Origin of the sequence: Streptomyces sp. RPT161 (assembly GCF_027533845.1) — a bacterium.
GTDB lineage: Bacteria > Actinomycetota > Actinomycetes > Streptomycetales > Streptomycetaceae > Streptantibioticus_A > Streptantibioticus_A silvisoli_A.
The window spans coordinates 57,982-83,976 of sequence record NZ_JAPZVN010000003.1; the positions used below are offsets into that span (position 1 = coordinate 57,982).

Annotated in this window: 17 protein-coding genes; 12 read left to right on the forward strand and 5 right to left on the reverse strand. The window is 70.3% G+C overall.

From position 1 onward, the window contains the following. Positions 1 to 200: 200 nt before the first annotated feature. Positions 201 to 3,407, forward strand: coding sequence for a bifunctional cytochrome P450/NADPH--P450 reductase (locus tag O5O46_RS08350; protein WP_269854659.1), 3,207 nt, complete (start codon positions 201 to 203; stop codon positions 3,405 to 3,407). Between the two features lie 52 nt (positions 3,408 to 3,459). Here O5O46_RS08350 and O5O46_RS08355 read toward each other — a convergent pair whose 3' ends face one another. After that, the gene (locus O5O46_RS08355; protein ID WP_269854660.1) at positions 3,460 to 5,076 is read right to left on the reverse strand and encodes an MDR family MFS transporter; all 1,617 of its coding nucleotides are present in this window, start codon (positions 5,074 to 5,076) and stop codon (positions 3,460 to 3,462) included. Positions 5,077 to 5,202: 126 nt separating this feature from the next. Here O5O46_RS08355 and O5O46_RS08360 point away from each other — a divergent pair, with 126 nt between their 5' ends. After that, on the forward strand, positions 5,203 to 5,775 hold the full coding sequence (locus tag O5O46_RS08360; RefSeq protein WP_269854661.1) for a TetR/AcrR family transcriptional regulator: 573 nt from the start codon (positions 5,203 to 5,205) through the stop codon (positions 5,773 to 5,775). Positions 5,776 to 5,835: 60 nt separating this feature from the next. On the opposite strand, the gene O5O46_RS08365 is transcribed toward O5O46_RS08360, so the two are convergent. Continuing rightward, entirely contained in the window at positions 5,836 to 6,711 is an 876-nt protein-coding gene (locus O5O46_RS08365) for a glycosyltransferase family 2 protein (RefSeq protein WP_269854662.1), read from the reverse strand. A 328-nt stretch (positions 6,712 to 7,039) separates the two neighbouring features. On the opposite strand from O5O46_RS08365, the gene O5O46_RS08370 reads away from it, so the two are divergent. After that, complete coding sequence (locus O5O46_RS08370; RefSeq protein WP_269854663.1) at positions 7,040 to 8,203, forward strand: glycoside hydrolase family 64 protein; 1,164 nt, start codon at positions 7,040 to 7,042, stop codon at positions 8,201 to 8,203. Positions 8,204 to 8,296: 93 nt separating this feature from the next. Here the strand turns inward: O5O46_RS08370 and O5O46_RS08375 are convergent, their stop codons facing one another. Next, complete coding sequence (locus tag O5O46_RS08375; protein ID WP_269854664.1) at positions 8,297 to 9,970, reverse strand: alpha/beta hydrolase; 1,674 nt, start codon at positions 9,968 to 9,970, stop codon at positions 8,297 to 8,299. Between the two features lie 274 nt (positions 9,971 to 10,244). Between O5O46_RS08375 and O5O46_RS08380 the strand changes: the two genes are divergently transcribed. From O5O46_RS08380 to O5O46_RS08420, 9 genes are all read left to right on the forward strand, one after another. Beyond that, positions 10,245 to 12,764, forward strand: coding sequence for a glycoside hydrolase family 15 protein (locus O5O46_RS08380; RefSeq protein WP_269854665.1), 2,520 nt, complete (start codon positions 10,245 to 10,247; stop codon positions 12,762 to 12,764). Between the two features lie 446 nt (positions 12,765 to 13,210). Next, positions 13,211 to 14,473, forward strand: coding sequence for a phenylacetate--CoA ligase family protein (locus O5O46_RS08385; RefSeq protein ID WP_269854666.1), 1,263 nt, complete (start codon positions 13,211 to 13,213; stop codon positions 14,471 to 14,473). After that, the gene (locus O5O46_RS08390) at positions 14,470 to 15,753 is read left to right on the forward strand and encodes an MFS transporter (RefSeq protein ID WP_269854667.1); all 1,284 of its coding nucleotides are present in this window, start codon (positions 14,470 to 14,472) and stop codon (positions 15,751 to 15,753) included. The genes O5O46_RS08385 and O5O46_RS08390 overlap by 4 nt, the downstream gene beginning before the upstream one ends. Further along, positions 15,753 to 16,898 (forward strand): GNAT family N-acetyltransferase, encoded by a 1,146-nt coding sequence (locus tag O5O46_RS08395; protein WP_269854668.1) that lies wholly within the window; start codon positions 15,753 to 15,755, stop codon positions 16,896 to 16,898. The genes O5O46_RS08390 and O5O46_RS08395 overlap by 1 nt, the downstream gene beginning before the upstream one ends. Next, positions 16,895 to 18,061: a LuxE/PaaK family acyltransferase gene (locus O5O46_RS08400; protein ID WP_269854669.1), complete on the forward strand. Its 1,167-nt coding sequence runs from the start codon at positions 16,895 to 16,897 to the stop codon at positions 18,059 to 18,061. The genes O5O46_RS08395 and O5O46_RS08400 overlap by 4 nt, the downstream gene beginning before the upstream one ends. Beyond that, positions 18,058 to 20,670, forward strand: a complete 2,613-nt coding sequence (locus O5O46_RS08405) for an acyl-CoA reductase (RefSeq protein WP_269854670.1) — start codon at positions 18,058 to 18,060, stop codon at positions 20,668 to 20,670. The genes O5O46_RS08400 and O5O46_RS08405 overlap by 4 nt, the downstream gene beginning before the upstream one ends. A gap of 142 nt (positions 20,671 to 20,812) precedes the next feature. Then, complete coding sequence (locus O5O46_RS08410) at positions 20,813 to 21,538, forward strand: maleylpyruvate isomerase family mycothiol-dependent enzyme (protein WP_269854671.1); 726 nt, start codon at positions 20,813 to 20,815, stop codon at positions 21,536 to 21,538. 15 nt (positions 21,539 to 21,553) lie between these two features. Next, positions 21,554 to 22,348 carry a class I SAM-dependent methyltransferase gene (locus O5O46_RS08415; RefSeq protein WP_269854672.1) on the forward strand — a complete coding sequence of 265 codons (795 nt, stop codon included), beginning with the start codon at positions 21,554 to 21,556 and terminating at the stop codon, positions 22,346 to 22,348. 42 nt (positions 22,349 to 22,390) lie between these two features. Next, complete coding sequence (locus O5O46_RS08420; protein ID WP_269854673.1) at positions 22,391 to 23,173, forward strand: alpha/beta fold hydrolase; 783 nt, start codon at positions 22,391 to 22,393, stop codon at positions 23,171 to 23,173. 136 nt (positions 23,174 to 23,309) lie between these two features. Here the strand turns inward: O5O46_RS08420 and O5O46_RS08425 are convergent, their stop codons facing one another. Together O5O46_RS08425 and O5O46_RS08430 are read right to left on the reverse strand one after the other, a co-directional pair. Further along, positions 23,310 to 24,194, reverse strand: a complete 885-nt coding sequence (locus O5O46_RS08425) for a fumarylacetoacetate hydrolase family protein (RefSeq protein WP_269854674.1) — start codon at positions 24,192 to 24,194, stop codon at positions 23,310 to 23,312. A 90-nt stretch (positions 24,195 to 24,284) separates the two neighbouring features. Then, positions 24,285 to 25,484: an acyl-CoA dehydrogenase family protein gene (locus tag O5O46_RS08430; RefSeq protein WP_269854675.1), complete on the reverse strand. Its 1,200-nt coding sequence runs from the start codon at positions 25,482 to 25,484 to the stop codon at positions 24,285 to 24,287. Positions 25,485 to 25,995 lie beyond the last annotated feature (511 nt).

Genomic DNA, 25,995 nt, shown 5'->3' on the forward strand with positions numbered 1-25,995 from the left:
TCCTCTCCGTCCCTGACCTCGGTTCCCCGCGAGCCGTCCGCCCCAGGCGTCCCTCCCCTGGTAGCACACATCGCCGTCCGCTGCCCATACGGACACGCGGCACCGACTACAAGATTGTGTAGTTCTTTGATCAGAATCGCCGCCGAACTCGGCGATCGTGGTCGGTAACGGCCCCGACACCACCGGGAGAGGCACCGGCCATGATCGACACCAGCACTGCCAAGATCCAGGCCCTCCGGGCGTACCCGGACCTGGAGTTGCCCACCGTCGACCTGTCGACAGCGGAACCCACCAGCACACCGCTGCAACGCGCCATCGCCATCGCCCGTCGGCACGGCCCGTTCTTCGCCCAGCGCTTCCACGAGCGTGAGACGACGTTCGTCACCTCGCTGGAACTGGTCGAGGAGATCTCCGACGAGACGCGGTTCCGCAAGGGGATCGGCGTCGCCCTGGAGAACGTCCGCGGGATCACCGCCGACGGCCTGTTCACCGCGTACCACGACGAGCCCAACTGGGCCAAGGCGCACGACATCCTGCTGCCCGCCTTCGCACTCGGCTCCATGCGCACGTACCACCCCACCATGCTCAAGGTGGCACGCCGGCTGGTCGATTCCTGGGACCAGCACCTGGCACAGGGCCGGCCGGTGCACGTCGCGGATGACATGACCCGGATGACGCTGGACACCATCGGGCTGTCGGGGTTCGGCTACGACTTCGAGTCCTTCCGCCGCAGCGATCCGCATCCGTTCGTCCAGGCGCTGGTGCGCGCGCTCGCCTACAGCCAGGAGAGCCTTGCGCGGGTGCCGGGAGTCGACTACACGGAGCACGACGAGGCGTTCCAGGCCGATGCCGCCTTCCTGGCCGAGGTGGTGGACGACGTGATCGACAAGCGCAAGGCCGACGGCGACACCTCCACGGACGACCTGCTCGGCCTGATGCTGGGCTCGCCGCATCCGGTCAGCGGGGAACTGCTGGACGAGGCCAACATCCGCAACCAGGTGATCACGTTCCTGATCGCCGGACACGAGACCACCTCCGGCACCCTGTCCTTCGCGCTCTACTACCTGATGAAGAACCCGCAGGTGCTGCGACTGGCCCAGGCCGAGGTGGACGCGCTGTGGGGCGACGCCGCCGACCCCGAGCCGTCCTTCGAGGACGTCGGCAAGCTGCGCTACGTACGCCAGGTGCTCAACGAGACGCTGCGACTGTGGCCCACGGCAGCCGCCTTCCAGCGCGAGGCGCTCGCGGACACCGTGATCGGCGGGCGGTATCCGATCAAGGCCGGGCAGTGCATGGTGGTGCTCACGCCCATGCTGCACCGCGACCCGGCGTGGGGCGACAACGTCGAGGAGTTCGACCCCGAGCGCTTCGCGCCGGAGACCGAGGCGGCCCGTTCCCCCAACGCGTTCAAACCGTTCGGCACCGGCGAACGCGCCTGCATCGGCCGGCAGTTCGCGCTGCACGAGGCCACCATGCTGCTCGGGCTGCTGATCCACCGCTACCGCTTCCTCGACCACACCGGATACCAGCTGCGCATCAAGGAGACCCTCACCCTCAAGCCCGAGGGCTTCACCCTGACCCTGGCGCCGCGCACCGCACAGGACCGCCAGCGCGGTGCCGCCTCCCGCACGGCCGCCCAGCACACCACCGCGGCCACGGCCGACGCGGGGCTGCCCACCCGGGTCAAGCCCGGTACCGCCGTCACCGTGCTGCACGGTTCGAACTTCGGCACCTGCCGCGAGTACGCAGCCCAACTCGCCGATGCCGCGGGCGACCTGGGGTGCGATGTGACCGTGGCGGCGCTCAACGACCGCACCGCGGCACTGCCCGCCGAGGCCCCGGTGGTGATCGTCGCCGCCTCCTACAACGGCCAGCCCACGGATGACGCGAACGCGTTCGTCACATGGCTGGCGGACGCGGAACCGGGCACCGCCGAGGGTGTGCCCTTCGCGGTGCTGGGGGTCGGCGATCGCAACTGGGCGGCCACCTACCAGCGGGTCCCCACGCTGATCGACGCCCGCCTCGCGGAGCTGGGCGGCACCAGGCTGCTGCCGCGCGCCGAGGCCGACGCTTCGGGCGACCTGGCCGGATCCGTGGAGCGCTTCACCTCGGCACTGCGCGGCACGCTGCTGGAACGGTACGGCGACCCGGACGCGGCGCCGGACGCGCCCGACGGCCCCGGCCGCACGTACGAGGTGACCGAGGTGGTCGGCGCGCCGCTGGACGCGCTCGCCGAGCGGCACGGAATGGTCCCGATGACGGTGGTGGGAACCGGCGACCTCGCGGATCTGCGGCACCCCCTGGGCCGCTCGAAGCGCTTCGTGCGCGTCGCGCTGCCGGAGGGCGTCGGCTATCGGACGGCAGACCACCTGACCGTGCTCCCGGTCAACGATCCGCAGCTGGTCGAGCGGGCGATCCGGCTGATCGGCGCCGACCCCGCCACGCTGCTGAACATCCGCGCGCACCGCCCGAACCGCGGCACGCTCCCCCTCGACCGCCCGGTTCCGGTTCTCGAACTCCTCAGCCGCTACGTGGAGTTGCAGGACTCCCCCACCGCCCGGCAGCTGGCCCTGCTGGCCGACCTCAACCCGTGCCCGCCCGAACAGGCCGCACTGCGGGGACTGGCCGCCGAGGGCACGCAGGCCACCCTGCTCGACGTGATCGAGGACCACCCGGCCCTGCGCGGCCGCCTGAGCTGGCCGGTCCTGCTGGAACTGCTGCCCGCGATGCGTCCGCGCCACTACTCGGTGTCCTCCTCGCCCGCGGCCGACGCACACCATGTGGACCTGATGGTGTCGCTGCTCAGCGCTCCGGCCAGGTCCGGGCGCGGCACGTTCCAGGGCGTGGGCTCCGGCTATCTGCACCGGGTGCGGCCCGGGGACACGGTGTACGCACGGATCCAACCGTGCCGCGACTCCTTCCGTATCGAGCCGGGTCAGGACACTCCCGTCATCATGGTCAGCGCCGGTACCGGTCTGGCGCCGTTCCGCGGCGCGATCGCCGACCGGCTCGCCCTGGTACGCCAAGGAGCCTCGCTGGCACCGGCGTTGTGCTACTTCGGCTGCGACCACCCGGACGTCGACTACCTGCACCGCGAGGAACTGGAGGGCGCGCAGGCGGAGGGCGCGGTCTCGATGCGGCCGGCGTTCTTCAAGTCCCCGGAGAACGGCCTCCCGTTCGTGCAGGACCGCATCGCCGCCGAGTCCGACGAGGTGTGGCGGCTGCTCACCTCCGGCGCCAGGGTGTACGTCTGCGGCGACGGCGCCCGGATGGCCCCCGGAGTGCGGACCGCCTTCCAGCGCCTGTACGCGCACCACACGGGCGCGGACGCGGCGAGGGCGGAGCTCTGGTGGCGGGAGCTGGTGGACCAGGGCCGCTACGTGGAGGACGTCTACGCGAGCCGCTGACAGCACGACGGCCCTACCGCCCGCGCGGTAGGGCCGTACGTGTCGTGTCCGGTCAGACCGTCAGTGACTCCCGCTCGTCCGCCGCGGCGGACTCGACCGGCTGCGGGGCCGCGCCGCGCAGCGGGACGTGGCGGATGAACCAGGCGAGGACGAAGCCGACAGCGGCGATCGCCGCCCCCCAGGTGAAGATCGCGCCGATGCCGTTGACCACCGCGCCCTGGAACAGCTGGCGGGCCGCCTCGGGCAGGGCGCGCAGCGCCGCGGGGGTCATCTGGGCGGCCGAGCCGGTGTGGTGGGCGGCGGCTCCGTGGGCGGTCAGGTAGTCGCTCAGATGGGTGGTGTAGACCGCGCCGAGCAGGGAGACGCCGAGCGAACCGCCCATGTTGCGCAGGAAGGTCGACGCTCCCGTGGCGGCGCCCATGTCCCGCATCGGCACGCTGTTCTGGGCGATGAGCGAGGTGGTCTGGAGCAGACCGCCCATGCCCGCGCCGAGCACCACCATGTAGAGCGCGGTGGTGGTGCTGGAGGTGTGCACGTCCATGGTGGCGAACAGCGCGAGGCCGACGACGACCAGGGCGCTGCCGATGATCGGCAGGGCGCGGTAGCGGCCGGTCCTGGTGATGAGGACGCCACCCACCAGCGAGACAACCATGACCGAGATCATCATGGGCATCAGCAGCAGACCGCTGTTGGTGGCCGAGGCGCCCTGCACGAACTGCTGGAACTGCGGCAGGAACGTCACTCCGCCGAACAACGCGAAGCCCGAGATGAAGCTCAGTGCCCCGGCGAGCGAGAAGTTGGCGTCCTTGAACACGTTCAGCGGCATGATCGGGTCCGTCGCACGCCGCTCCACGGCGACGAACGCGGCGAAGGCAACCACAGTGCAGACGGCGAGCGCGGCGATCTGCCAGGAGCCCCACGCGTACTGGCTGCCGCCCCAACTGGTGATCAGCACAAGGGCGGTGATCCAGACGGTCAGCAGCGCGGCACCGCTCCAGTCGACGCGGGCGGCTCCGCTGCCGGAGGGCAGCCGCCGCAGGGTGAACCAGCACACCACCAGGGCGATGACGCCCAGCGGCAGGTTGACGTAGAACGCCCAGCGCCAGGTCAGATGGTCGGTGATGAAACCGCCCACCAGCGGCCCGCCGATCATCGCCACCGGCATGACGGCCATCATCACACCCGAGTACTTGCCGCGCTCGCGGGGCGGCACCAGCTCGGCCATGATCGCCATCACGCCGACCATCAGGCCGCCGGCGCCGAGGCCCTGCAGAGCGCGGAAGCCGATCAGCTCGGCCATGTTCTGCGACATACCGGCCAGCGCGGAGCCGGCCAGGAAGATCGCGATCGACGACATGAAGCTGGACCTGCGGCCGTACAGGTCGCCCAGCTTGCCCCACAGCGGGGTGGCCACCGTCGAGGCCAGGATGTAGCCGGTGGTGACCCAGGCCAGGTGGTTCAGACCGCCGAGATCACCGACGATCGTCGGCAGCGCCGGGGCCACGATCATGTTGTCCAGCTGGGCCAGCAACATCGCGATGATCAGGCCGCTCATGGCGACGAGGATCTGGCGGCTGCTGAACCGAACACGTTCAGGCGATGCGGCGTCCGCGCCCGCCATGGTGTCGTTTGCCATGAGGTCCGTCCAAGGGGTTTCCAGGGGATCCAACCCGCTTACTTACCGTCCGGTCAGTAAGCGGTATGATGAGACAGTAGCTTACTTACCGACCGGTCGGCAAGCTGGTGCCTGCGATGAGGGAAGATCGAGGGCGACGGACGAGAAATGAGGCACGAGATGGCAGAGCGGCGGCGCAAGGGCAGCGACACCAAGGCGGAGATCCAGGAGATCGCCCTCGAACTGTTCACGGAGAACGGCTACGAGGCGACCTCCATGCGGGAGATCGCCGAGCGCCTGGACATCTCCAAGGCCGCGCTGTACTACCACTTCGCGGGCAAGGAAGACATCATCCGCTCGCTGTTCGATGAGTACATGGAGGAGTTCGACGAGCTACTGGCCTGGGGCCGCAGCCAGCCCCGCGGCGCCGCGCTACGGGGCGAGCTGCTGGCCCGGTGGGTGGACATGACCGGTCGCCGCGGCCTGCAGATCGCCCGGTTCGCCACCACCAACCAGCACGTCATCCGCGACCTCGCTCCCGACCGCGGCGGCGTACGGGGGCGCATCACCGAACTCGTCGACCTGATCCTCGGCCCGGACGCCGCACCGGCCGACCAACTGCGCGCCCGGGTCGCCCTGTTCAGCGTCAACCTCGCGAGCTTCGCCGCGCAGGACCTCAACTTGCCCGACCTGGACATCCTCACGGTCGCCCGCGAGGTCGCCGACACACTGATGCCGGGGACCGAGGGCTGACACGGCCCGCCAGGCGGTAACCGCACGTTACGCCTCGCGCCAGGGGCGCCGCGTACGGACTCAGATGACCGGCGGTCGGCCCAGCCGGGTCATCCGCCATACCGTGGCCCACCGCATCGGACGGCGGGGCGGGCACGGGGTGCGCAGACCCTCGGCGAAGCCGGCGAACCACGCGCGAAGTCCCGCCGCCGACCGCGTGCGCGCGACGGTGAGCGCGGTCCACAGCCCCAGGTAGACGGGGACCAGGACGACGGGCAGGTGCCGCTTCGCGAGCCAGACCCGGTTGCGGGCGACCATGCGGTAGAAGACCGCGTGCCGGGTCGGCGAGGTCCACGGGTGCCGCAGCACCAACTCCGGCTCGTAGAGCACCTTCCAGCCCGCGTCCAGGGCCCGCCAGGCCAGGTCCGTCTCCTCGTGCGCGTAGAAGAACGGCTCGGGCCAGCCGCCGACCTCCTCCAACATCCGCATGGAAAGCCCGTGTCCGCCACCGAGGAACGTCGTCACATAGCCGCGCCGCATCGGATCCGCCGCGCGCAGGCGGGGGACGTGACGGCGCTGCGTGCGGCCCAGTTCGTCGGCGATACGGAAGCTGACGACTCCCAGCCGCTCGTCGGCCGCGAACAGTTCCGCGAGCCGGGTGAAGACGTCCGGGCTGATCAGCAGCCCGTCGTCGTCCAGATCCACCACCACGTCGACGTCCCCGAACTCCCGCAGCCGGGCCAGGGCGGCGTTGCGGCCACCGGCGATGCCCAGGTTCTCCGGCAGTTCCAGCGCGGTCACCCACTCAGGGAGCAGCGGCAACGGCGAGCCGTTGCCGACGACCACCACCCGCGTCGCGGGCTTGTCCTGCTGCGCCACCGAGTCGAGCAGATCGGCCAGTTCGGTGGGCCTGGTGCCCATGGTCAAGATGGCGACGCCAACGCGCGGGTGACGCACGGATGAACTCCGTTCCTCGGATGGGGCGCTGGCGATGCTAGCCGCCATTGGGCGACCTTCCGGACGTTCCACGTCCCGCCGGCACGGCCCGGCCCGCCCACGCTGACGGTGAGCCGGGACTCCTCGCCCGGCTCGTCGGCAAGTCGGCTTCCTGGGTCAAGGCGATTGAGAAGGGGTCGGCTCAAAAACGCCCAAAGGACAGCGGATCCAGCACACCTCTTGAAAGAAATCCACCACTTCTGCTTGGCTTCCGCACAACACCTGAACGTGACGTTCTCTCAGGCAACGTGAGGGACCGTCGCGCCCCCCACATCTCAGGGAATGAGCCATGCTCAAGCGACGATCGTTTCTTCTCGGGCTGGCGGGAGTGACCATACCCACCGCCGGAATCTTCACTTCCCGTGCCTTCGCCGGGCCGGCCTCGGCCGGCACTCTGCCGCTCACCGTGGTGAACAACTCCGGTAACTACGCCAACAGTTCGGTCCAGATCTACATCGTGGGCACCGACCTGGCCACCGGAAACCAGGCCTACGTCAAACCGGACGGCACGCTCGCCCGGGTGTCCCTGTCCGACAACGGGCCGGATGGATACACCGACTACTCCATCCCACTGGCCGCCTCCGGTGACACCCGGCTCACGCTGCCGAACATGTCCGGCCGGATCTACGTCGCCCTGGGCGACAAGCTGAAGTTCAAGGTGGTCACCGATGGCGCGGGACGCCCCGCGCTCCAGTACCCGGCGGGCTGGGTGTCGTCCGACCCCAACTACCAGGTGCTGCACGACTTCTCGGAGTTCACGTTCAACTCCGGCGGGATGTACTGCAACACCACGGCTGTCGACCAGTTCAGTATCCCGCTGGCGCTGCGGCTGACCGGCGCGGCCGACCAGACCACCGGAACGATCCGGCAGGGCGGCCGGGACGCCGTCTTCTCCGCGGTGGCCGCCGCGCCCGGCTTCGACAAGCTGGTCGTCGGGAACAAGCTGCGGGTCATCGCCCCCGGACACGGGCTGGACTCCGGGCTGTTCTCGTCGTCGTACTACGACTCGTACGTCAACCAGGTCTGGGACACCTACCGGAGCACGGATCTGAGGGTGACCGTCAACTCCGGTACGTTCACCGGCCGGGTCAGCGGTGACACGCTCACCTTCAACGGTCCCCGCTCGGTCTCCTTCTCCCGACCGTCCACCCGTGACGTGCTGTACTGCGACGGTGCGCTCGCCGCGCCCAACGACGGAACGACAGGGCCGGTCGCGGCGGTCCTGGGCGCCGGGTTCAACCGCTCCGTACTCGCCGCCCAGCACACCCAGCCGGTCACGGACCCCGGCGCGTTCTACACCGTCGACACCACCAACCACTATGCGAAGGCGGTGCATTCGGCGACCGTCGACGGCAAGGCATATGGCTTCGCCTTCGACGACGTCGCCGGGTTCGCCAGCTACATCCAGGACTCGGCGCCGACGGGACTGACCCTGACCCTCACACCCTGGTGACGCCCGTTACCACCGGTGATGCGCCGGACGGCCACGGAAGCTGACGTTCCGTCACCTGCCAGGCGTACGAGCGGGGAGCGGCCGAGGGAGGCCTCAGTCGCACGTGCCGCCGTCCGCCGGCATCAGGCCGGTGCGCAGGAAGCGGTCGGCGCGTTGGCGAACGCATTCGCTGAGCCGGTAGGCGACATGGCCCTGCCCCCGGTAGGTGAGCACCACGCCGACACCGGTCGCCTCGGCCATCCGCCGCGCGCCACCGTACGGGGTGACCGGGTCGGTGGCCGTCGCCACCATCAGGATGCGCGGCGCGCCCTCGGCCCGTACGTCACGCCAGGAGTCGTCCCCACCGCCGACCCACCCGGTGCACTCCAGCAGTTCGTGCACGCTCAACGGGCCGAGGATCGGCGAGGCCCGCACCAGGCTGGGCAGTACCGCCTGCGCCTCCTGCGGGGTGTAGCGGTCGGCGGTGTCGCGGCACCGAACGGCCAGGCTCACGGCGTACGCGTTGTCCGCCGGAGGGTCACCGGCGCGAGCGGGCCGGGCCGCACCGCGGCCGCCCGACCCGGTCGCACCGCCGAGCCGAGCGAGCGGCAGGCCGTCGTGACGGACCAGCAGGGCGCGCAGCGCCAACCGCAACGCGTGCCATTCGCGCTGGTCGAAGACGAAGTCGGCGATGGCGCGGCTGAAGGTCTGCTGGTCGAGTTCCGCACCGCGTACGGTCAGCGGATGGCCGTCCAGCGCGTCATAGCCGCGCCGCAGCCGGGCCTCGGCAGTGTCCACCGCGCCGTGGAAGGGGCACTCCGCGGTGTGCCGGCGCAGGCAGTCGGCGAGGAAGTCGCGGATGCCGCGTTCGTCCTCGTTGGCCCGGGCAAGGGCCATCCGCTTGGTGTCCAGAGTGGGGTCGACGATGCCGTCGAGCACGAGGCGCCCGGTGCGGTGCGGGAACTGGTGGGCGAAGACCGCGCCGAGTTGTGAACCGTACGACATCCCGAAGTAGTTGAGCTTGCGGTCGCCCAGTGCCTGCCGCAGCACGTCCAGGTCGCGGGCGATGTTGGTGGTGCCGACGTACGGCAGCATCGGGCCGGACAACCGCGCGCAGTCGTGTGCGTGATCGGCGTACTGCTGGGCCTCCGCGCGCAGTTGCACCGCGGCGTCATCGGCCGGGTCGACGCCGCTCGGTGCGGCCGTGTCGGCCGACGCCGCGACGGGGGCCGCGCCCCGCGGGTCGACGCAGGTGAGCGGATGGCTGCGGCCCCAGCCGCGCGGGTCCAGTCCGATCAGGTCGTACGACTCGCGCAGCCGGGACAACCCGCCCACACGCGCGGCGAGTTGGTCGACGCCCGAGGTGCCGGGGCCGCCGAAGTTGAACACCAGCGAGCCCAACCGGTGCCGCGCTCCGTGGGCCGCGAAGCGGCTCACGGCCAGCGAGACGCTGCCCTTCGCCGGGGCGGAGTAGTCCAGCGGCACCTTCAGCCGGGCGCACTGCATGCCCGAGACCGCGGCGCCCACCCGTACGGCGCCGCTCACGCCGTGCCGCCCGCAGTGCGTCCAGGTGAGTGTCTGCTGGTAGTAGCGGCGCAGGTCCGGCCGTGGGTCACGGGAGTCGGAGGGAGGGTTGAACGGCGCGTAGGGCAGGGTGGCCGCGTACGCGAGCGCGGCGAGCACCAGCACCACCACGGCGAGCACGGCGAGCACGATGATCCAGATGCCGCCCGGTCCGCGGCGTCCCGGCATACCGGACAGCGGCGATCGTGACCGGACGAGACCCATGCCGTCACATTAAGTGGCGCCCCACGGCCGCGCACGTGGGATGCGCCCATACGGCGACGCCGCGATTCCTTCACAGCTTGAAGGCGGCAACCGTGTTCCATCGACTCGCGCTTGAAGTCTTGACAGGTACGCGTCGCCGGAGGAGGCTCACGCAGCACCGTTCCAGCACCTCAGGACGGTGGCGCCCCCTGCGGCGCGTCGATCACGTTCGACGTCGTACGAGGTCCCCCACCCCCTGGCGACCGAAAGGCACAAGTGCAGCGATATGTTCAACATGTCGAGGAAGCGGCCACCCGGCCTGCCCACCCGGCCACCCGGCAGATCACCGTCGTGGTCGCGTAGCACCCCACTGCGGAGAGCCTCCCTGCTGACCGCCGCGGTCACCCTGGCCGCCGCCGCGCTCGCCGGTTCGGCGGGCGACGCGGCCGCCGACCCGGCACCCGGCGCGCCCGGTGCGAACGCGTTCTGGAACGAGCCGCACGTCCAGGGCTTCGCCGACGCGCTGTCCGCCCAGTCGAAGGTCTGGTACACCCTCGGCGACGGCGAGTTGCAGAACGTCTTCTACCCGCAGGTCGACACCCCGGACACGTTCGGGCTCCAGTACTACGTCACGGACGGCTCGTCCTTCACCGACAGCGAGGTGGCCAACACCAGCCACGCCGTCTCCCTGGTCGATCCCACCTCGCTGGAGTGGCAGCAGACCAACACCGCGAGCAACGGGAAGTACAAGATCACCAAGACGTACGTGGCCGACCCGGCCCGCTCCGTCGTCCTGGTGCGTACGACGTTCCAGAACCTCTCCAGCGCACCGCTGTCGCTGTACGCGCAGTACGACCCGGCGCTGGGCAACGACGGTATGGGCAACACCGGGGCCACCGACAGCGGCACCGGTGATCTGACCGCGGCGAACGGATCGGTGGCCAGCGCGCTGGCCGCGTCCACCGGGTTCACCGCGTCCTCCACCGGCTACGCGGGAACGGCCAGCGACGGCGCCAACGAGCTGACCAGTGGTCACCAACTGAGCACTCCCGGGCAGACCGCTCCGACCGCGGGGCACATCGCGCAGACCGCCCGGATCCCGGTGGCCGCCAGCGGCAGCACCACCTTCACCCTCGCCCTGGCCTTCGGCAGCAGCACCAGCGCGGCGGTCAGTGATGCCACCGCCTCGCTGGGCGCGGGCTTCGACACCGCCGAGAGCGGCTTCCAGTCCGGCTGGCACAACTGGCTCGGCGGCCTCAACGCGCCGCCCGCGTCGGTGACTTCGGACTCCAAGCTCAAGCAGCAGTACGAGGTCTCGCTGATGGAGGTGAAGGCGGACGAGGACAAGACCCACGTCGGCGGTTTCGTCGCGGCTCCGCTCACCCCGTGGGGCGGCAGCGTGAGCGCCGACAGCGCGGGTGCGCACGGCTACCACCTGGTGTGGACGCGCGACGAGTACCAGATGGCCACCGCCCTGTTGGCGGCCGGTGACACCACCGATGCCAACGACGCGCTGACCTACGTCCTCGACTACGAGGAGACGTCCAGCGGTTACGTCAAGCAGAACAGCTGGCTGGACGGCACCCAGGAGTGGGGCGGTGTCCAGGAGGACCAGGTCGCCTTTCCGATCGTGCTCGCCTACCAGCTGGGCAGGACCGACGCGACCACCTGGTCGAAGGTGAAGCTGCTCGCCGACTACATCGTCAGCAACGGCCCGGCCACCGGACAGGAGCGGTGGGAGGAGAACGGCGGCTACTCCCCGTCCACGATGGCCGCCGAGGTGGCCGGGCTGGTGTGCGCCGCACAGATCGCCACCGCAAACGGCGACTCCTCGGAGGCGGCCACCTACCTGGCGAAGGCCGACGCCATCCAGTCGGCGGTGGACTCCGACACCTACACCACCACAGGGCCGATCGCCGGTGGCTCGTACTACGTGCGGATCACCCCGAACGGCAATCCCAACAACGGTGACACCGTCTCCGTCGCCAACGGCGGTGGAACGTACGACGAGCGGGCCGTTGTCGACCAGGGTTTCCTGGAGCTGTCCCGGCTCGGGGTGAAGCCCGCGTCGTCGCCGCAGATCGGCAACTCGCTGGCGGCCATCGACGCCACGATCAAGACGGTCGTCCCCGGCTACGGCACCTACTGGGGCCGCTACAACCACGACGGCTACGGCGAGACCGCGTCCGGCGGCGACTACACCGGTGCGGGCGTCGGCCGACCGTGGCCGGTGCTCAGCGGGGAGCGCGGCGAGTACGACGTGCAGACCGGTGACCTGACGGGCGCCCAGGCCATGCTGACCTCGATGGCCAACGCGGCCAACTCCGGCTACCAGATCTCCGAGCAGATCTGGCCCGGCGCCAGTGCGGACGGCTTCACCCAGGGACAGCCGGACAACTCGGCGACGCCGCTGATGTGGACCATGGCGCAGTACGTGCGGCTGGCCATCGACATCTCGGCGGGCAAGACGGTGGAGACACCGGCGGTCGTGGCCCAGCGGTACGCCAACGGCAGCCCGCCGAACCAGGTCTCGGTCACCTTTGACGAGAACGCCACCACGTCCTGGGGCCAGAACGTGTTCGTCGTGGGCTCCGTTCCGGCGCTGGGCTCCTGGGACCCGGCCAAGTCCGTGCCGCTGTCCTCGGCGTCGTACCCGGTGTGGAGCGGCACGGTATCGCTGCCGGCGAACACCGCTGTCCAGTACAAGTACATCAAGAAGAATCCGGACGGCAGCGTCACCTGGGAAAGCGATCCCAACCGCTCGTATACAACCGGCGCTTCGGGTTCGGTCACACTGAACGACACCTGGCGCTGATCCATCCGCCCGGCACCCTCCGGCCCGTCCCGACCATTCGGGGCGGGCCGCAGCGCTTTCGGGAGGCCGTCTCCTATACCACGCCTCCGGCACTGCGGTATCCCAGCGGCCCGCGAGCACGATGCGGAATCGGACCGGAAGGGGTGGTACCGTTATTGCACTGTGGGGACAACAAACGGCCCGAGCATCCTGCGAGTTGGCCAGAATTCAACCATTCGCCTGGCGTTTTCCTTCCAGCCGCAACCGGCTGGAAATCGCCTGCTCGCCTGCCCCGGTCACCGCGGCTACAGCTAGCGTGCTCCCCGCCCGCCGGAAATACTCCCGAAACATGGGAGACGGACCGCTGCCATCGGCACGACGCGGCCCGTACGGCGGCACCGCACCCGTCAAGTGATCTCACAACCATGTGACGTCACTCTCCTTCGCATGCCACAAAGCAGGAATAGATGCCCGTTCAACAAACAACGGAACTCATACGCTTCGTGCGTCGCAACTCACCGTTCTACTCCGAGCTCTACGCCGGTCTGCCGGACCACGTAACCGAGCTGACGGACCTGCCGGTGGTGCCGCAGACCGAGTTCTGGCGAGCCAACTCACCGCGCGGCAATCGCCTGTTGACCGGCCCGCTTGCGGAAGCGGTGGTCTTCAAAAGCGGTGGCACCACCGGGGCGCCGAAATTCTCCTTCTATACACGCGACGAGTGGCTCGAATTCACCACCGCGTTCGGGGAGAACCTGGTCGGGGCCGGACTGCGGCCGGGGCACCGGGTCGCCGACCTGTTCTACGCGGGCGAGCTCTACGCCAGCTACACGTTCATCCTGGACTCGCTCCAGCACTCCCCCGTCGGCAACGTACGGCTGCCGATCGGCGGCGCGGCACCCCTGGAGTCGACCGCGCACACGCTGGAGGAGTTCGACGTCGAGGTGGTGGCCGGAACGCCGACCACGCTGTGTTCACTCGCCGACCACCTGATCGCGTCCGGACGCCAACTCCCCCGCGTCGAGTTGCTGTTCTTCGGTGGCGAGAGCCTCTTCTCCGACCAGCACCGACTGTTGTCGCGGGCCTTCCCCAACGCCCGTGCCCGCTCGATCGGTTACGCGAGCGTGGACGCCGGACTGCTCGGCGCCGCCGTACCAGGCGACGACCCCCGGGTGCACCGGACGTTCTCGCCGTACACCGTCATGGAGATACTGGACGAGCACACCGGGCACCCCATCACCGCCAACGGTGTGCCGGGCCGCGCCGTGCTGACCGACCAGCGGCGGCGGCTGATGCCGATCCTGCGCTACCCCGTCGGCGACCGTGCCGAGTGGGTGGACGTCGACGCTGGGCACTTCAGGATCCTCGGCCGCTCCGAGGAGGGCGTGCGGGTCGGCCCGGTGTCGCTGTACACGCAGGACGTGCACGACATCGTCAGCGCCGCCGACCTCGCCGGTCGGGTGATCGGCATCCAACTGGTGACCCGCCGCTGGGACGGACGCGACGGTCTGGTGCTGCGGATGGCGACCGACCAGGACACCACGGGACTCGACGAGTTGGCCGCGGCCGTCGTCAAGGAGCTGGTCGCGGCCCGCCCGCTGTACGGCCAGGCGGTGCAGGCCGGGCACATCCATCCGCCGACGGTCGAATGGGCCCGCATGGGCGAGATGGCGGTCAACCCCCGTTCCGGCAAGCTGATCCGGGTGCTTGACGAGAGGCCGCGGTCATGACGGCGACGGCAAGCACGCGGCAGCTGCCCTTGGTGCTGCGCAACCGGGCGTTCGGCGCCGTCTGGGCCGCCCAGGTGCTCACCCAGGCGGCCAACCGGATGTTCCAGGTCGGTGCCGTGTGGTGGCTGGTCGGCTACGCCATCGGCGGTGACCGGGGCCTGGCCTCCGGTGCCTTCCTCGCGGTGAGCACACTGCCCGCGGTGGCGCTCGCCCCGGTGGTGGCCCGGGTGATCGCCCGGTGCCCGCACCGGGAGGTGCTGCGGGTGTCGGCCGCCGTGGCGGGCGTGGTCGCGGCCGGTGTGGCCGGCTGGGCGTATCTGCACGCGCTTGCGCTGGTGGCCGCCTACGCGGCGGCGCTGGTACTGGCCGCCTGCCAGGCCCTGTTCGACCCCTGTCTGACCACCTCGGTACCGGAGTTGGTCGACGACGCGGACATCGAGGCGGCCACCGGGTTCGAGCTGTCCACCCAGTCTCTCGCCGGGCTCGCGGGCGGACTGCTGGGGCCACTGGTGGTGGACGCCGGTGGCTTTCCCGCGGTGCTCGCCGGGTGCGCGGGAGCGTATCTCGCGGCGGCCGGTCTGCTCGGTCTGGCGCGCTTCGCCGTGGCCCCGGCGCCGGGACCGGACGAGGCGCAGGGCCCCGTCGAACGGCGGACGTTGCGGCAGGTGCTCACCGGACACCCGCTGGTGCGCTGCGTGTTGCTGTGCCTGACGGCGGCGAACCTGTTCACCACCTCCGTCTACGTGGTGATGCCGCTGTACACGCGCTCGGTGCTGCACTCCGACGGCAGCACGGTGGCCACCTTCGAATCCGCCCTGGGCATCGGGGCGTTGGTGGGGTCGTTCACCTGTCGGCGACTGCCGGGCGGTCCGGCGACCACCGGCGGTGCCTGCCTGGTGGCGATGGCCGCCGCGCTGGGGCTGCCGGGTGTGGTCGCCAACCAGGCCGCCGTCGCGGGCGCCCTGGTGATCGCCGGATGGTGCGTGGGCGCTGTCGGGGTGCGGTTCGTAGCACTCTTCCAACGGCTGGTTCCCACCAGGGACAAGCCGGTGTTCTTCGCGGCCATGCAGGCACTGCTGGGGGCGACGTTCCCGCTCTCTTCGCTGGTGTTCGGCTTCCTCGGCGACCACCTCTCGCCGCGGTCGCTGTGCCTGATACAGGCGGCCGGGCTGGTGCCCGCGGCCCTGGCGCTGTGGCTGCTGGGCGGCCGCAACCAGAGTGAACCCGTCGAGGACGACGAGCCGCTGGACGCGGCCGTGGCGATGGCAGGTGAGCGGTGATGACCATGACGATCACGTCGGCGACGCTGCGCGACATCGCCGATCTACGGCAGTTGTACTTCGACGTCTACGGCCACGGCTACCCCGTGGCGCTCGGCAGCGACCCGGCCGTCATGCGGCGGCTGATCGCCGACCCGAACACCTTCTGGCTCACCGCCCGCCGTAGCGGCACCGGTGAACTGGCCGGTTCCGCGGTCGTGCAGACCGATCCGGGCACCCGCGTCGGCAAGCTCGTCGGGCTCGCCGTGCATCCCGCGCACCGCCAGGCCGGCCTGGCCGGGGAGCTGACCGGCTCCGTGTGCGCGGCGGCCTTCGACGGCGGCTGCGTGGACTCGGTCTACGCCACGGTCCGCATGGTCACCCGCGGCCCGCAGAACGTGGTGCTGCGCAACGGGTTCGTACCGGTCGGCCTGATGCCCAACGCGGCCGAGGTCGAGGGCTGCGAGAGCCTGGCGCTGTTCGTGCGCTACGCCGACGGTGTGCTGACCCGCCGGGAGCAGGTGGCCGAGGTGCCGGAGGCGCTGCTGCCGCTCCTGCGTGCCTGCGAAGACAGCACGGGAATCGGCTTCGGCCCGGTGGCAGCGGCACCGGCCGCCGCCAACCCGCCGCGTTCCGCTCGGCGTTCGGGGGCCGGCTTCGAACTGCTCGACGCGCCCGGCTTCGTACGGCGCCGGTTCCTGGAGCTGTTCCCCGATCCGGCCAGCCGCTTCTTCCCGCTGCACACGCCGAACGCCGTACTGCTGCCCGGCGACGGCCGCTTCGAGGCGTACGCGCAGCTGGACCGGGCCGCCGGGAGCTGCGCGCTGGTCGCGGTGCATCCGCACCTCGGCGCGGTCACCGACTCGCTGGAGCCGCTGATGGACGCGGTGGCGCGGGCCGGAGCGGACTACGTGGAGGCGCTGCTGCCGCTGGCTGACACCGCGGGCCTTGCCGCCTTCCTGGCCCAGGGATTCGTGCCCGGCGCCGTGTACCCGGCGATGCGCCGGGCCGCCGACCGCTTCCACGACTACGTGGTGCTCTCCCGCACCAGCCGTCAGATCGACTTCCGCGACATCGCCGCGGACGGCCTGCTCCAGGGGTACCTGACGGCCTATCTGACCGCCTGGACATCGACGTACCTGCCCCTTCCCGAGGTTGTCTCATGACCCCCGCCGCCCCGCCCAACCCGCACCTCGCCCCCGTCGAGGTCCCCGACCCCGCGGCACTGCCCCACGTACAGCGGCTGTGCGACCTGGCCGAGCCGTACACCACCGACGCCGACGAGCTGTTCGGGGCCGCCATGGGCGAAGCCAACGCCTGGCACGCCGAACGCTCACCGTTCTTCCGCTCGCTGCTCGCCGACACCCCGAACGGCACCCTCGGTCCGGTGCGCGCCCCGCTGGTGCACGCCAACTTCTTCAAGCTGCACGAGGTGCTGTCCATCCCGCGCGACGAGGTCTTCCTGCATCTGACCTCGTCCGGCACCAGCGGCCAGAAGTCGCAGATGTTCTTCGACGAGTGGACCATCCGCGCGGCCCAGCGCATGGTCGCCCGGATCTTCGACTTCTACGGGTGGATCACTCCCGACCAGCCGGTCAACTACCTGCTGTACAGCTATGAACCGGCGCCGGAGATGCGTCTCGGCACCTCGTTCACCGACAACTACCTGTGCGACTTCGCCCCCGCCCGACAGGTCACGTACGCCCTCAGGCACACCGGCAGTAGCCATGAGTTCGATGTCTTCGGTGTGTTGAACGCGCTCCAGCGCTACGCGGACGAGGGGCTGCCGGTACGCATCCTGGGCTTCCCCGCGTTCCTGCACTTCACCCTGGAGCGAATGCGCGAACTCGGCGTGCCGGCAGTGCGGTTGCCCGAGGACTCACTGGTGGTGCTCGGCGGCGGCTGGAAGGGCCACACCGACCGGCAGATCCCCAAGGACCGGTTCTACGCGGCCGTCACCGAGCAACTCGGCATCCCCGGCGAGCGGATCCGCGACACCTATGGTTCCGTCGAGCACTGCGTGCCGTACGTGGAGTGCGAACGCCACCGCCTGCACGTACCCGTCTGGTCCCGGGCGGCCGTGCGCTCCACGGAGACGCTGGAGCGACTGCCCTACGGCGAGCGCGGTTACCTGCACCTGGTCTCCCCGTACATCACGTCGGTTCCGGCGCACAGCGTCCTGATGGGCGACCTCGCCTCACTCCAGCCGGGCGAGGCGTGCGAATGCCCGCTGGGCACCGACTGGTTCACCATCCACGGGCGCGCCGGACTGAGCCGCAACCGCAGCTGCGCGGTGGCCGCCGCCGAACTACTGAAGGGAATGGCGTGAGCGACGCACGCGCGGCCGCCGAGCCGCAGAAGACTCCGATCGCCGCACCTGCGCCGCGTGGGCGGAGAAGCGCACAAGAGGGCACCAGCGCCAACCTCCACCTCTGGCAGGGGGCGTTCATCGACGACGCCGAGGCGGCCAAACGGCTGGCCGACCTTCCGGCCGCCGTGGAGCGGGCACTGGCCGAACCGTTGGACACCGAGACGGTGCTGGCCGCCTGCGACGCGCTCAGCGCCGCGCTGCGCGACCCGGCCCGGGACGTACGCGCCCGGCTGGCACGACCGCTGGTCGACGCCGGTACGGACGCCGAAGAGGCGGAAGCGGTGCTCACCGAGATCGCGGAGGCCATCAGCCGCACCGCGCTCACCCGCAAGCTGCGCAGGGAGTTGGGCGGTCCCGCGCCGGAGCGGCTGACCCGGCCGGACGCACGCGCCACGGTGTTCGAGGCATGGGCGCCGGTCGGTCTCGTGGTGCACATCGCACCGGGCAACTCGGCGGGCGTGGCCCCGCTGAGCGTGATCGAGGGCCTGCTCGCGGGCAACGTCAACGTCCTCAAGACCAGCAGCGGTGACACCGAGCTGGCCCAACTCCTGCTGGCCGAACTGGCCGCGGCCGACCCGACCGGCGCCATCGAGGCCCGGCTGATCGCGCTGCGCTTCCCCTCGTCGCGACAGGAGTGGCTGCGGGACATCTGCGCACCCGCGGACGCGGTGGCCGTGTGGGGCGGCGAGGCGGCCGTCGAAGGGGTGGCCGCACATGTTCCGGCGGGCTGCCGACTGGTCGAATGGGGCCACAAGATCTCGTTCGGCTATCTGACCCGCGATGTCTGGGCCGATCCGCGTACGCTGGCCGAGCTGGCGGCCGACGTGTGCCGCTTCGAGCAACAGGCCTGCTCAAGCCCGCAGGTTGTCTACCTCGACACCGACGACACCGCAGAGGTCTTCGACTTCGCCCGGCGTTTCGCCGCCGTGCTCCGCGAGGTCTCGGCCGAGCGTCCGGCGCCGGAGACCGACGAGGCGGCCCGCGCCGAGATCACCACCACCGAGCTGATCGCCCGGCTGGAGAGCCATCTCGGGCTGACCCAGGTCATCACGGCCGAGGACGGCTCCTGGCGGGTACTGGCCGACTCCCGGCCCGCGTTGACCGCCTCGCCGCTGCACCGCAGCATCTGGGTCAAGCCGCTGCCTCGATCCCGGATGACCTCCGTGCTGCGGCCGATGCGCCGGTACCTGCAGACCGCGGCGATCGGCGGCAGCAGGGCGGACATCGCGGCGCTGTCCAGGGCTGCCATCGCGGCCGGTGTGCTGCGGGTGACCCCGGTCGGCGCGATGCCGGACAGCTACCACGGCGAGCCGCACGACGGTGTGTACGCCCTCCAGCGCTACAGCCGACGGGTAAGCGTCCAGGCCGACGACCAGTTCGCCGATGTCGCGTGCCTGGACGACCTGGTGCGTCCGATCACCACGCCCGCGCCGCCGACCGGGCCGCTGCTGGACAAGGCGGGCGTACAGCGCGCGCTGCGTGACATCGCCCCGGACGACGCCCAGTTGTACTTCCGCAGCGGCGGCACCACGGGGGCCCCCGCGCTGTCGGTCTTCACCCACGACGACTACGACACGCAGATGCGCGCCTCCGCGCACGGCCTACTGGCCGCCGGGTTCGACCCTCGGCACGACAGGGCGGCGAACCTGTTCTTCTGCGGCGGGATGTACGGGAGCTTCATCAGCTTCTTCTCCATCCTGGAGCGGTTGACCGCCACCCAGATCCCGATGGCCGCGGGCCCGGACCACCGGGCGATAGCCGAGGCGCTGATCGAGTACCGGGTGGACACCGTCTTCGGCATGCCGTCCTACCTGTGGCAGCTGTTCCACTCCCAGGCCGACCTGCTCCGCCCGTACGGCGGGATACGCAAGGTGTTCTACGGCGGTGAGCACTTCACCGCGGAGCAACGCCGCACGCTGGAAACCGACTTCGGGGTGGAGGTGATCCGCTCGGCCGCCTACGGCAGCACCGACCTCGGACCGCTCGCCTACCAGTGCGCGTACGCCGAAGGCTCGGTGCACCACCTGCTGACCGAACTGCACACCCTGGAGGTGCTCGACCCGCGGGACGACCGTCCGGTGCCGGACGGGCAGCCCGGTCGGCTGGTGTTCACCAGCCGGGTACGGCAGGGCCAACGCCTTGAGCGGTACGACATCGGCGACCTGGGCCGCACTGTGCCGGGCGAGTGCGGCTGCGGCAGCCGCACCCCGCGCATCGAGCTGCTGGGACGGCACGGCGATGTGGTGCGGGTGGGTACGTACTTCTACAACTACCGCCAGTTCGTCCGCACCGCGCAGGAGCGGTTGGGTTACCCCGGTGAGTTGCAGATGGTGCTGGCCCCCGGCGCCGACCGGGAGCACCTGACGCTGCGCCTTGACCGTCGGTACGCTGCGGACCCGAAGGCGGCGCGTACCGCGTTCCTGGACGGCTGTCCCGAGCTGCGGGGCGCGGTGGACGAGGAACTGCTCGACTGCTCGGTGGAGTTGATCGACACGGACGACTTCGAGCGCACCGCGACCAGCGGGAAGCTGCGGTCGGTGATCGACAGGAGGGGCACCGGCAGCTGAGGGCTGCGCCGCGCCGCCACGGGAGCGAGGGTCCTCCCGTGGCGGCGGCTGCGGTGGCCGTGTGACTTCGCGTGGTCGGTGCGGCCCGCGTGGTTGGTGCGGCGGCCTCCCCAATCGCGCGCCGCGGCGCTAGCTTTGGACCATGACCGGCACCCCGCTCGACTTCCGGCACGACGCGGCAGCCGTCCGCGAGGCGACCGACCGCCTGCTCGTCTCCGTCGGCAAGCTGGACGACTCGACCGCCCGTGAACCCTCGCTGCTGCCCGGCTGGACGCGAGGCCATGTACTCGCGCACCTCGCACGCAACGCCGACGCCCTGGTCAACCTCCTCAACTGGGCGCGTACCGACGTCCGCACGCCGATGTACGCCAGCGCCGACGCCCGCGCCGCCGACATCGAGCGCGGCGCCGACCGGCCGTTGGCCGAGCATCTGACCGACCTGCGCGCCACCGCCACCCGCTTCGACGCGGCCGCCGCCGCACTGCCCGCCGACCGCTACGGCTACGAGGTCGAGATGCGCAACGGCGTCGTCGAACGCGCCGACCGGCTGGCCCTACGACGGCTGGCCGAGGTCGAGTTGCACCATGTGGACCTTGACGTCGGCTACACCGTCGACCAGCTCCCACCCGGGTTCGTCACGGCCGAACTGGGCTTCCTGGCAACGGTGAAGTTCGCCGGCCACCCCAAGGTGCCCGCCCTGGTCCTGGCCACCGAAGACGGCGAACGCTGGTCAACCGGCCGCACGGACGGCCCGCCGCTCACGGTCACCGGCTCCCCTTCCGCCCTCGTCGGCTGGCTCACCGGCCGCACGGACGGCACGGGTCTGGACAGCGGAGGTGTGCCGCTGCCGGAGGTGCCGCCGTTGTAGGGAACGATGGGCCGTATGACCCATGAGGACGGTTATCTGCTGGACAACCGGCAACGCGAGGCCGGTCGCCGGTTCGATGCCCTTGCCGAGATCTTCGATCCCTGGACGCGCGACCACCTCGACCGGCTTGGGTTGACGGCCGGATGGCGCTGCTGGGAGGTGGGAGCGGGCGGGACCTCGATTCCCGCGGCGCTCGCGGAACGCGTCGGGTCCACCGGGCTCGTACTGGCGACGGACATCGAAACCTCCTGGCTGACCGGTCTGACCGCCCCGGTGGAGGTGCGGCGGCACGACGTGGCGAAGGACGAGCCGCCGGCCGGGGACTTCGACCTGGTGCACGCGCGTCTGGTACTGGTCCATCTGCCCGAGCGGGCCGAGGTGCTGCGCAGGTTGGCCGCGGCGGTGCGGCCCGGCGGCTGGCTGGTGGTGGAGGACGCCGACCCGGCGCTCCAGCCGCTGGCCTGCCCCGACGAGCGGGGCCGGGCCGAGGAACTGGCGAACCACATCCGCCGCGGCTTCCGTACGTTGCTCGCCCAGCGGGGTGTGGACCTCGCCTTCGGCCGCTCCCTGGCCGCCCTGCTGCGCGGCGCTGGGCTGGGCGACGTCCGGGCCGAAGGCTACTTCCCCCTCACCTCACCAGCCTGCCGGGAGCTGGAGGCCGCCACCGTACGTCAGCTGCGCCAGCAGTTGGTGGCGAACGGACTGGCCACCGAGGCGGAGATCGACCAGCACCTGGCCAACCTCCGCGGTGAGGACCTGGACGTCACCACCGCCCCACTCATCACCTGCTGGGGCCGCCGCCCCGCGTAGACCCCGCCCCCAACCCAAGGGAAACGACAAGGACACCATGAGATGGCCGAACCACCTGTGCACCACTTCCCTGGCCGTGACGGCCTGGAACTCGCCTACCGGGAGACGGGCAGCGGTCGGCCCGTTGTGTTGCTCCACGGGTTCACGTCCACCGGGCCGCAGTGGATCCACCACGGCCCTGCGGCCGTCCTCGCCGAGCATGGCTACCGCGTCATCCTTCCGGATCTGCGCGGTCACGGGGACAGTTCGCGTCCCCACGATCCGGCGTGCTACCCGCCCGATGCCCTGGTCGACGACGGGCTCGCACTGATCGACTGGCTTGGACTCGAGGACTACGACCTCGGTGGATACTCGCTGGGCGGACGGATCGTGCTGCGCATGCTGGTCCGCGGTGCCCGACCGGCTCGCGCCATCGTGGCGGGTCAAGGACTCGACGCCATCAACACAGTCACCAGCCGCACCGGCCGGTACCGCCGGGTGTTGAGCGCCCTCGCCGACCAGGAGACCATCGCGCCCGGGTCACCGGAGGAGGAACTGGCGCACTGGATCAACCAGTTGGGCGGTGACCCGCGCGCACTCCGCCATGTCCTGGACACCCTCGTCGCGACGCCGAACACCGCGTTGGACCAGGTCACGGCACCCACCCTGGTGGCGGTCGGCAACCAGGACAACAGTCACTCGACCGCGCAGGAGCTGGCCGCGGCACTTCCCGACGCGCGGTTCGCCCGAGTGCCCGGCGACCACTTCACCGCGTTCACCAGCCCCGAACTCGCGGCCGCCGTCCTGGCCTTCCTCAACGACCATCCGCACCGGCCGACATCATGAACGCGAACCACCGTCCGCAAACCGGGTGCTGGTCGGTCGGCCTGTTGGATGTGGCGGGAGCGGGCCGCGGGGACCGCGACCCGCTCCACCGTCGTCCCCGCCGAAAGGCGCGAGGAACGGCGTTCACGGCCTGACGTCAGAAGTCCGAAGCCGCGATCCGGTTCGAGAGCGTCCCGAGCCCCTCGATCGAGCACTCCACGGAGTCGCCCGGCTTGAGGTACCGGGGCGGTTGGGCGGCGAATCCGGTACCGGCCGGGGTGCCCGTTAGGATGATGTCGCCGGGTTCGAGTGGCACGATGCGGGAGATCTCCGCGATCGTCCGGGCTACCCCGAAGACCATCTGGCTGGTACAAGAGGTCTGCCGTGGCTCGCCGTTGAGGGTCAGCGTGATCGCCAGGTCGTGGGGGTCACGGACTTCGTCGGCGGTGGTGATCCACGGGCCCAGCGGACAGCTGGCGGCCAGACTCTTCGACAGGTAGTACTGCCTGTGCCGGGTTTGCAGGTCCCGCGCGGTGATGTCATTGGCGACGCAGTAGCCGAAGACGTGCTCGAACGCTTCGCTCTCGGCGACCTTACGGGCGTGGCGGCCGATGACCACGGCGAGTTCGACCTCCCAGTCGAACTCCTGGGACAGGGAGTAGTCGAGTGCGATCGGGCCGTGGGGTCCGGCCACGCTGACCCTGTCCTTGGTGAACACCACCGGGTGCTTCGGGCGCCGGTAAGGCCGACCCGCCTTCTGGTACGCCTCCTCCCCGTGGTCGGTGTAGTTGAGTCCGAGGGCGAACAGGTTCTTCTCCGGGCGTGGCAGCGGTGCCAGCAGTTCGGCCTCGCTGATGGGAATCCGATGGCCTTCCCCGGCCTTCCGCTGGGCCTCGTGCCAGAGGTCGGGACCGGCTTGGATCAGCTCCGGTACGGTGCGTGGCTGGGTGCCGTCGTCCTCTGGGACGACGAGGTGGCCGTGGTCCTCGCTGACGAATGCCAGTCGTTCCCTGCCTGCCAACCGGACGGTGGCAACTCGCAAGGCTCCTCCCTCGATGTGCGTTCGACGGTGATGTGAAGCGTGTCTGATGCGCCTGTGGCACTGCGCGGTGGTGTCTGTCCGCAACGAGGTTCAGGCGAGCAGCCGTTCGAGGTTGTGGGCCACCGTGCCGCGCAGCACCTCGGAGGCGCCACCCGCCATCGTCAGCATGCGGGCATCGCGCATCAGCCGGGCCAGCGGCAACTTGTCTGACAGCCCGTTGGCACCACACATCTGGGCTGCCGCGTTGGTGACCCGGATCGCCAGTTCGCCGGCGACGTACTTGGCCATGGCGCTCGGTGCGCCGGTGTGGTCACCGGCCGCCAGTTCCCCGGCGGCCCACGTGGTGATCGACTCGGCCGCCTTCACCTCGCTGACGAGCGGGGCGAGCGTGGTCCGCATGGTCAGCTGGGGAGGGGATCCTGCCGGGTGGCGTTGGCTGGTGTAGTCGAAGGCAGTACGCAACGCGGACTTCGACAGGCCGATACAAATGGCCGCCTGGCCGAGGCGTTTGGCGTTGTAGTGCCGCATCACCCGGCGAAGCGAGCCCCGGTCGAAGTCGAGTACCACCCGCTCGTGCGGGACGAACACATCGTTGTAGTGGACGTGGTACTCGCCGAGGCCGCGCAGGCCGAGCTTCTGCTTGCGGTCGTCGATTTCCACCGTGCCGCCCTGCGGGCCGAGCAGGGTGCGGTCAACGAGGAAGAGGCCGATCTGCCGGGAGTCGGCTGCGGGCTTGGCCACCACGAAGTGCACCAGGCGGTGCGCGGCACCGGTGATCCAGTCCTTGTGGCCGTTGATCCGGAAGCCGCCGTCGACAGGGGTGGCGACGGTGCTGAACCGGGCGATGTTCGACCCGGTCTGCGGCTCGCTCATCGCGAAGGCCGCGTACTTGTCACCTGCGGCGATCTGCTGGAGGTAGGAGTCCCGCAGCGCTTCGGGCGCGTACTCGCGCAACATGCCGATCTGCCCGAGGTTCTGGTCCATGACAGCCTTGGCGACCGTCGGCGACACCCGGGCCAACTCCTCGAAGACGCGCAGCAGGAAGTACAGGCGCTCGGCGCCGCCGTGCGGTTGGTCGGAGTCGTAACGAAAGGCGTTGGCGAACAGGCCGAGGCCGGCCATTTCCGCGAACAACTCCTCGCCGATGTCGTCGCTGCGGTCGATGGCCTCGGCCACCGGTGCCAGTCGTTCCTGCGCGAAACGGGAAACCGTGCGGATAAACGCCTCGGTATCGGCGTCTTCGACCAGTGTGACGGCGGCGGCTGGCACGGGCGCGGCTAAGTTCGACATGGTGACGGGTGGGCCTTTCAACTCGAAGTTCCGTTGCGTGGTGACTGAAACAGTCCCACTCAGACCATGCCATCCGGTCATTACGTTGCGGTTACACCACACATTGAATGGCCGGTTGTCGGCGGATGCTGTACATCACAGCAACCGAGGGTGCCGACATTGACGTCGCGGGCCGAACTCCCCTGTACTTCCGGTAACCCAGCAGGCCTTTCAGTACTGGCGCCTCAGCCCCGCCTACTCTGAGGAGCGGCCTGTCCGCCCTGGTGGGGGGCCTGCACCGGCCACCCGAGAGGGGAGTTGGCAGTGGCGGCGACCGCTGGACGACCGTGGTCCGGCACCGGCGTTCGGCGTTAACGCCCGCAAGGGGCGTGGCGTTGGTCGGCCGTTGATATCCGGCCATGTCTCACACCGGGTACCCGCCGAGCGGGATATGGGACAGGCTAGCCCGGAGCCGAACCCGCTACGCTTCCTCGCCGGAAAACGGCGAACTTCCCAAGAAGGTAAAGGCATG

Coding starts and splice junctions, on each gene's coding strand:
- O5O46_RS08350 (WP_269854659.1), top strand. CDS start 201: ATGATCGACACCAGCACTGCCAAGATCCAGGCCCTCCGGGCGTACCCG.
- O5O46_RS08360 (WP_269854661.1), top strand. CDS start 5,203: ATGGCAGAGCGGCGGCGCAAGGGCAGCGACACCAAGGCGGAGATCCAG.
- O5O46_RS08370 (WP_269854663.1), top strand. CDS start 7,040: ATGCTCAAGCGACGATCGTTTCTTCTCGGGCTGGCGGGAGTGACCATA.
- O5O46_RS08375 (WP_269854664.1), bottom strand. CDS start 9,970: ATGGGTCTCGTCCGGTCACGATCGCCGCTGTCCGGTATGCCGGGACGC.
- O5O46_RS08380 (WP_269854665.1), top strand. CDS start 10,245: ATGTCGAGGAAGCGGCCACCCGGCCTGCCCACCCGGCCACCCGGCAGA.
- O5O46_RS08385 (WP_269854666.1), top strand. CDS start 13,211: ATGCCCGTTCAACAAACAACGGAACTCATACGCTTCGTGCGTCGCAAC.
- O5O46_RS08390 (WP_269854667.1), top strand. CDS start 14,470: ATGACGGCGACGGCAAGCACGCGGCAGCTGCCCTTGGTGCTGCGCAAC.
- O5O46_RS08395 (WP_269854668.1), top strand. CDS start 15,753: ATGACCATGACGATCACGTCGGCGACGCTGCGCGACATCGCCGATCTA.
- O5O46_RS08400 (WP_269854669.1), top strand. CDS start 16,895: ATGACCCCCGCCGCCCCGCCCAACCCGCACCTCGCCCCCGTCGAGGTC.
- O5O46_RS08410 (WP_269854671.1), top strand. CDS start 20,813: ATGACCGGCACCCCGCTCGACTTCCGGCACGACGCGGCAGCCGTCCGC.
- O5O46_RS08415 (WP_269854672.1), top strand. CDS start 21,554: ATGACCCATGAGGACGGTTATCTGCTGGACAACCGGCAACGCGAGGCC.
- O5O46_RS08420 (WP_269854673.1), top strand. CDS start 22,391: ATGGCCGAACCACCTGTGCACCACTTCCCTGGCCGTGACGGCCTGGAA.
- O5O46_RS08430 (WP_269854675.1), bottom strand. CDS start 25,484: ATGTCGAACTTAGCCGCGCCCGTGCCAGCCGCCGCCGTCACACTGGTC.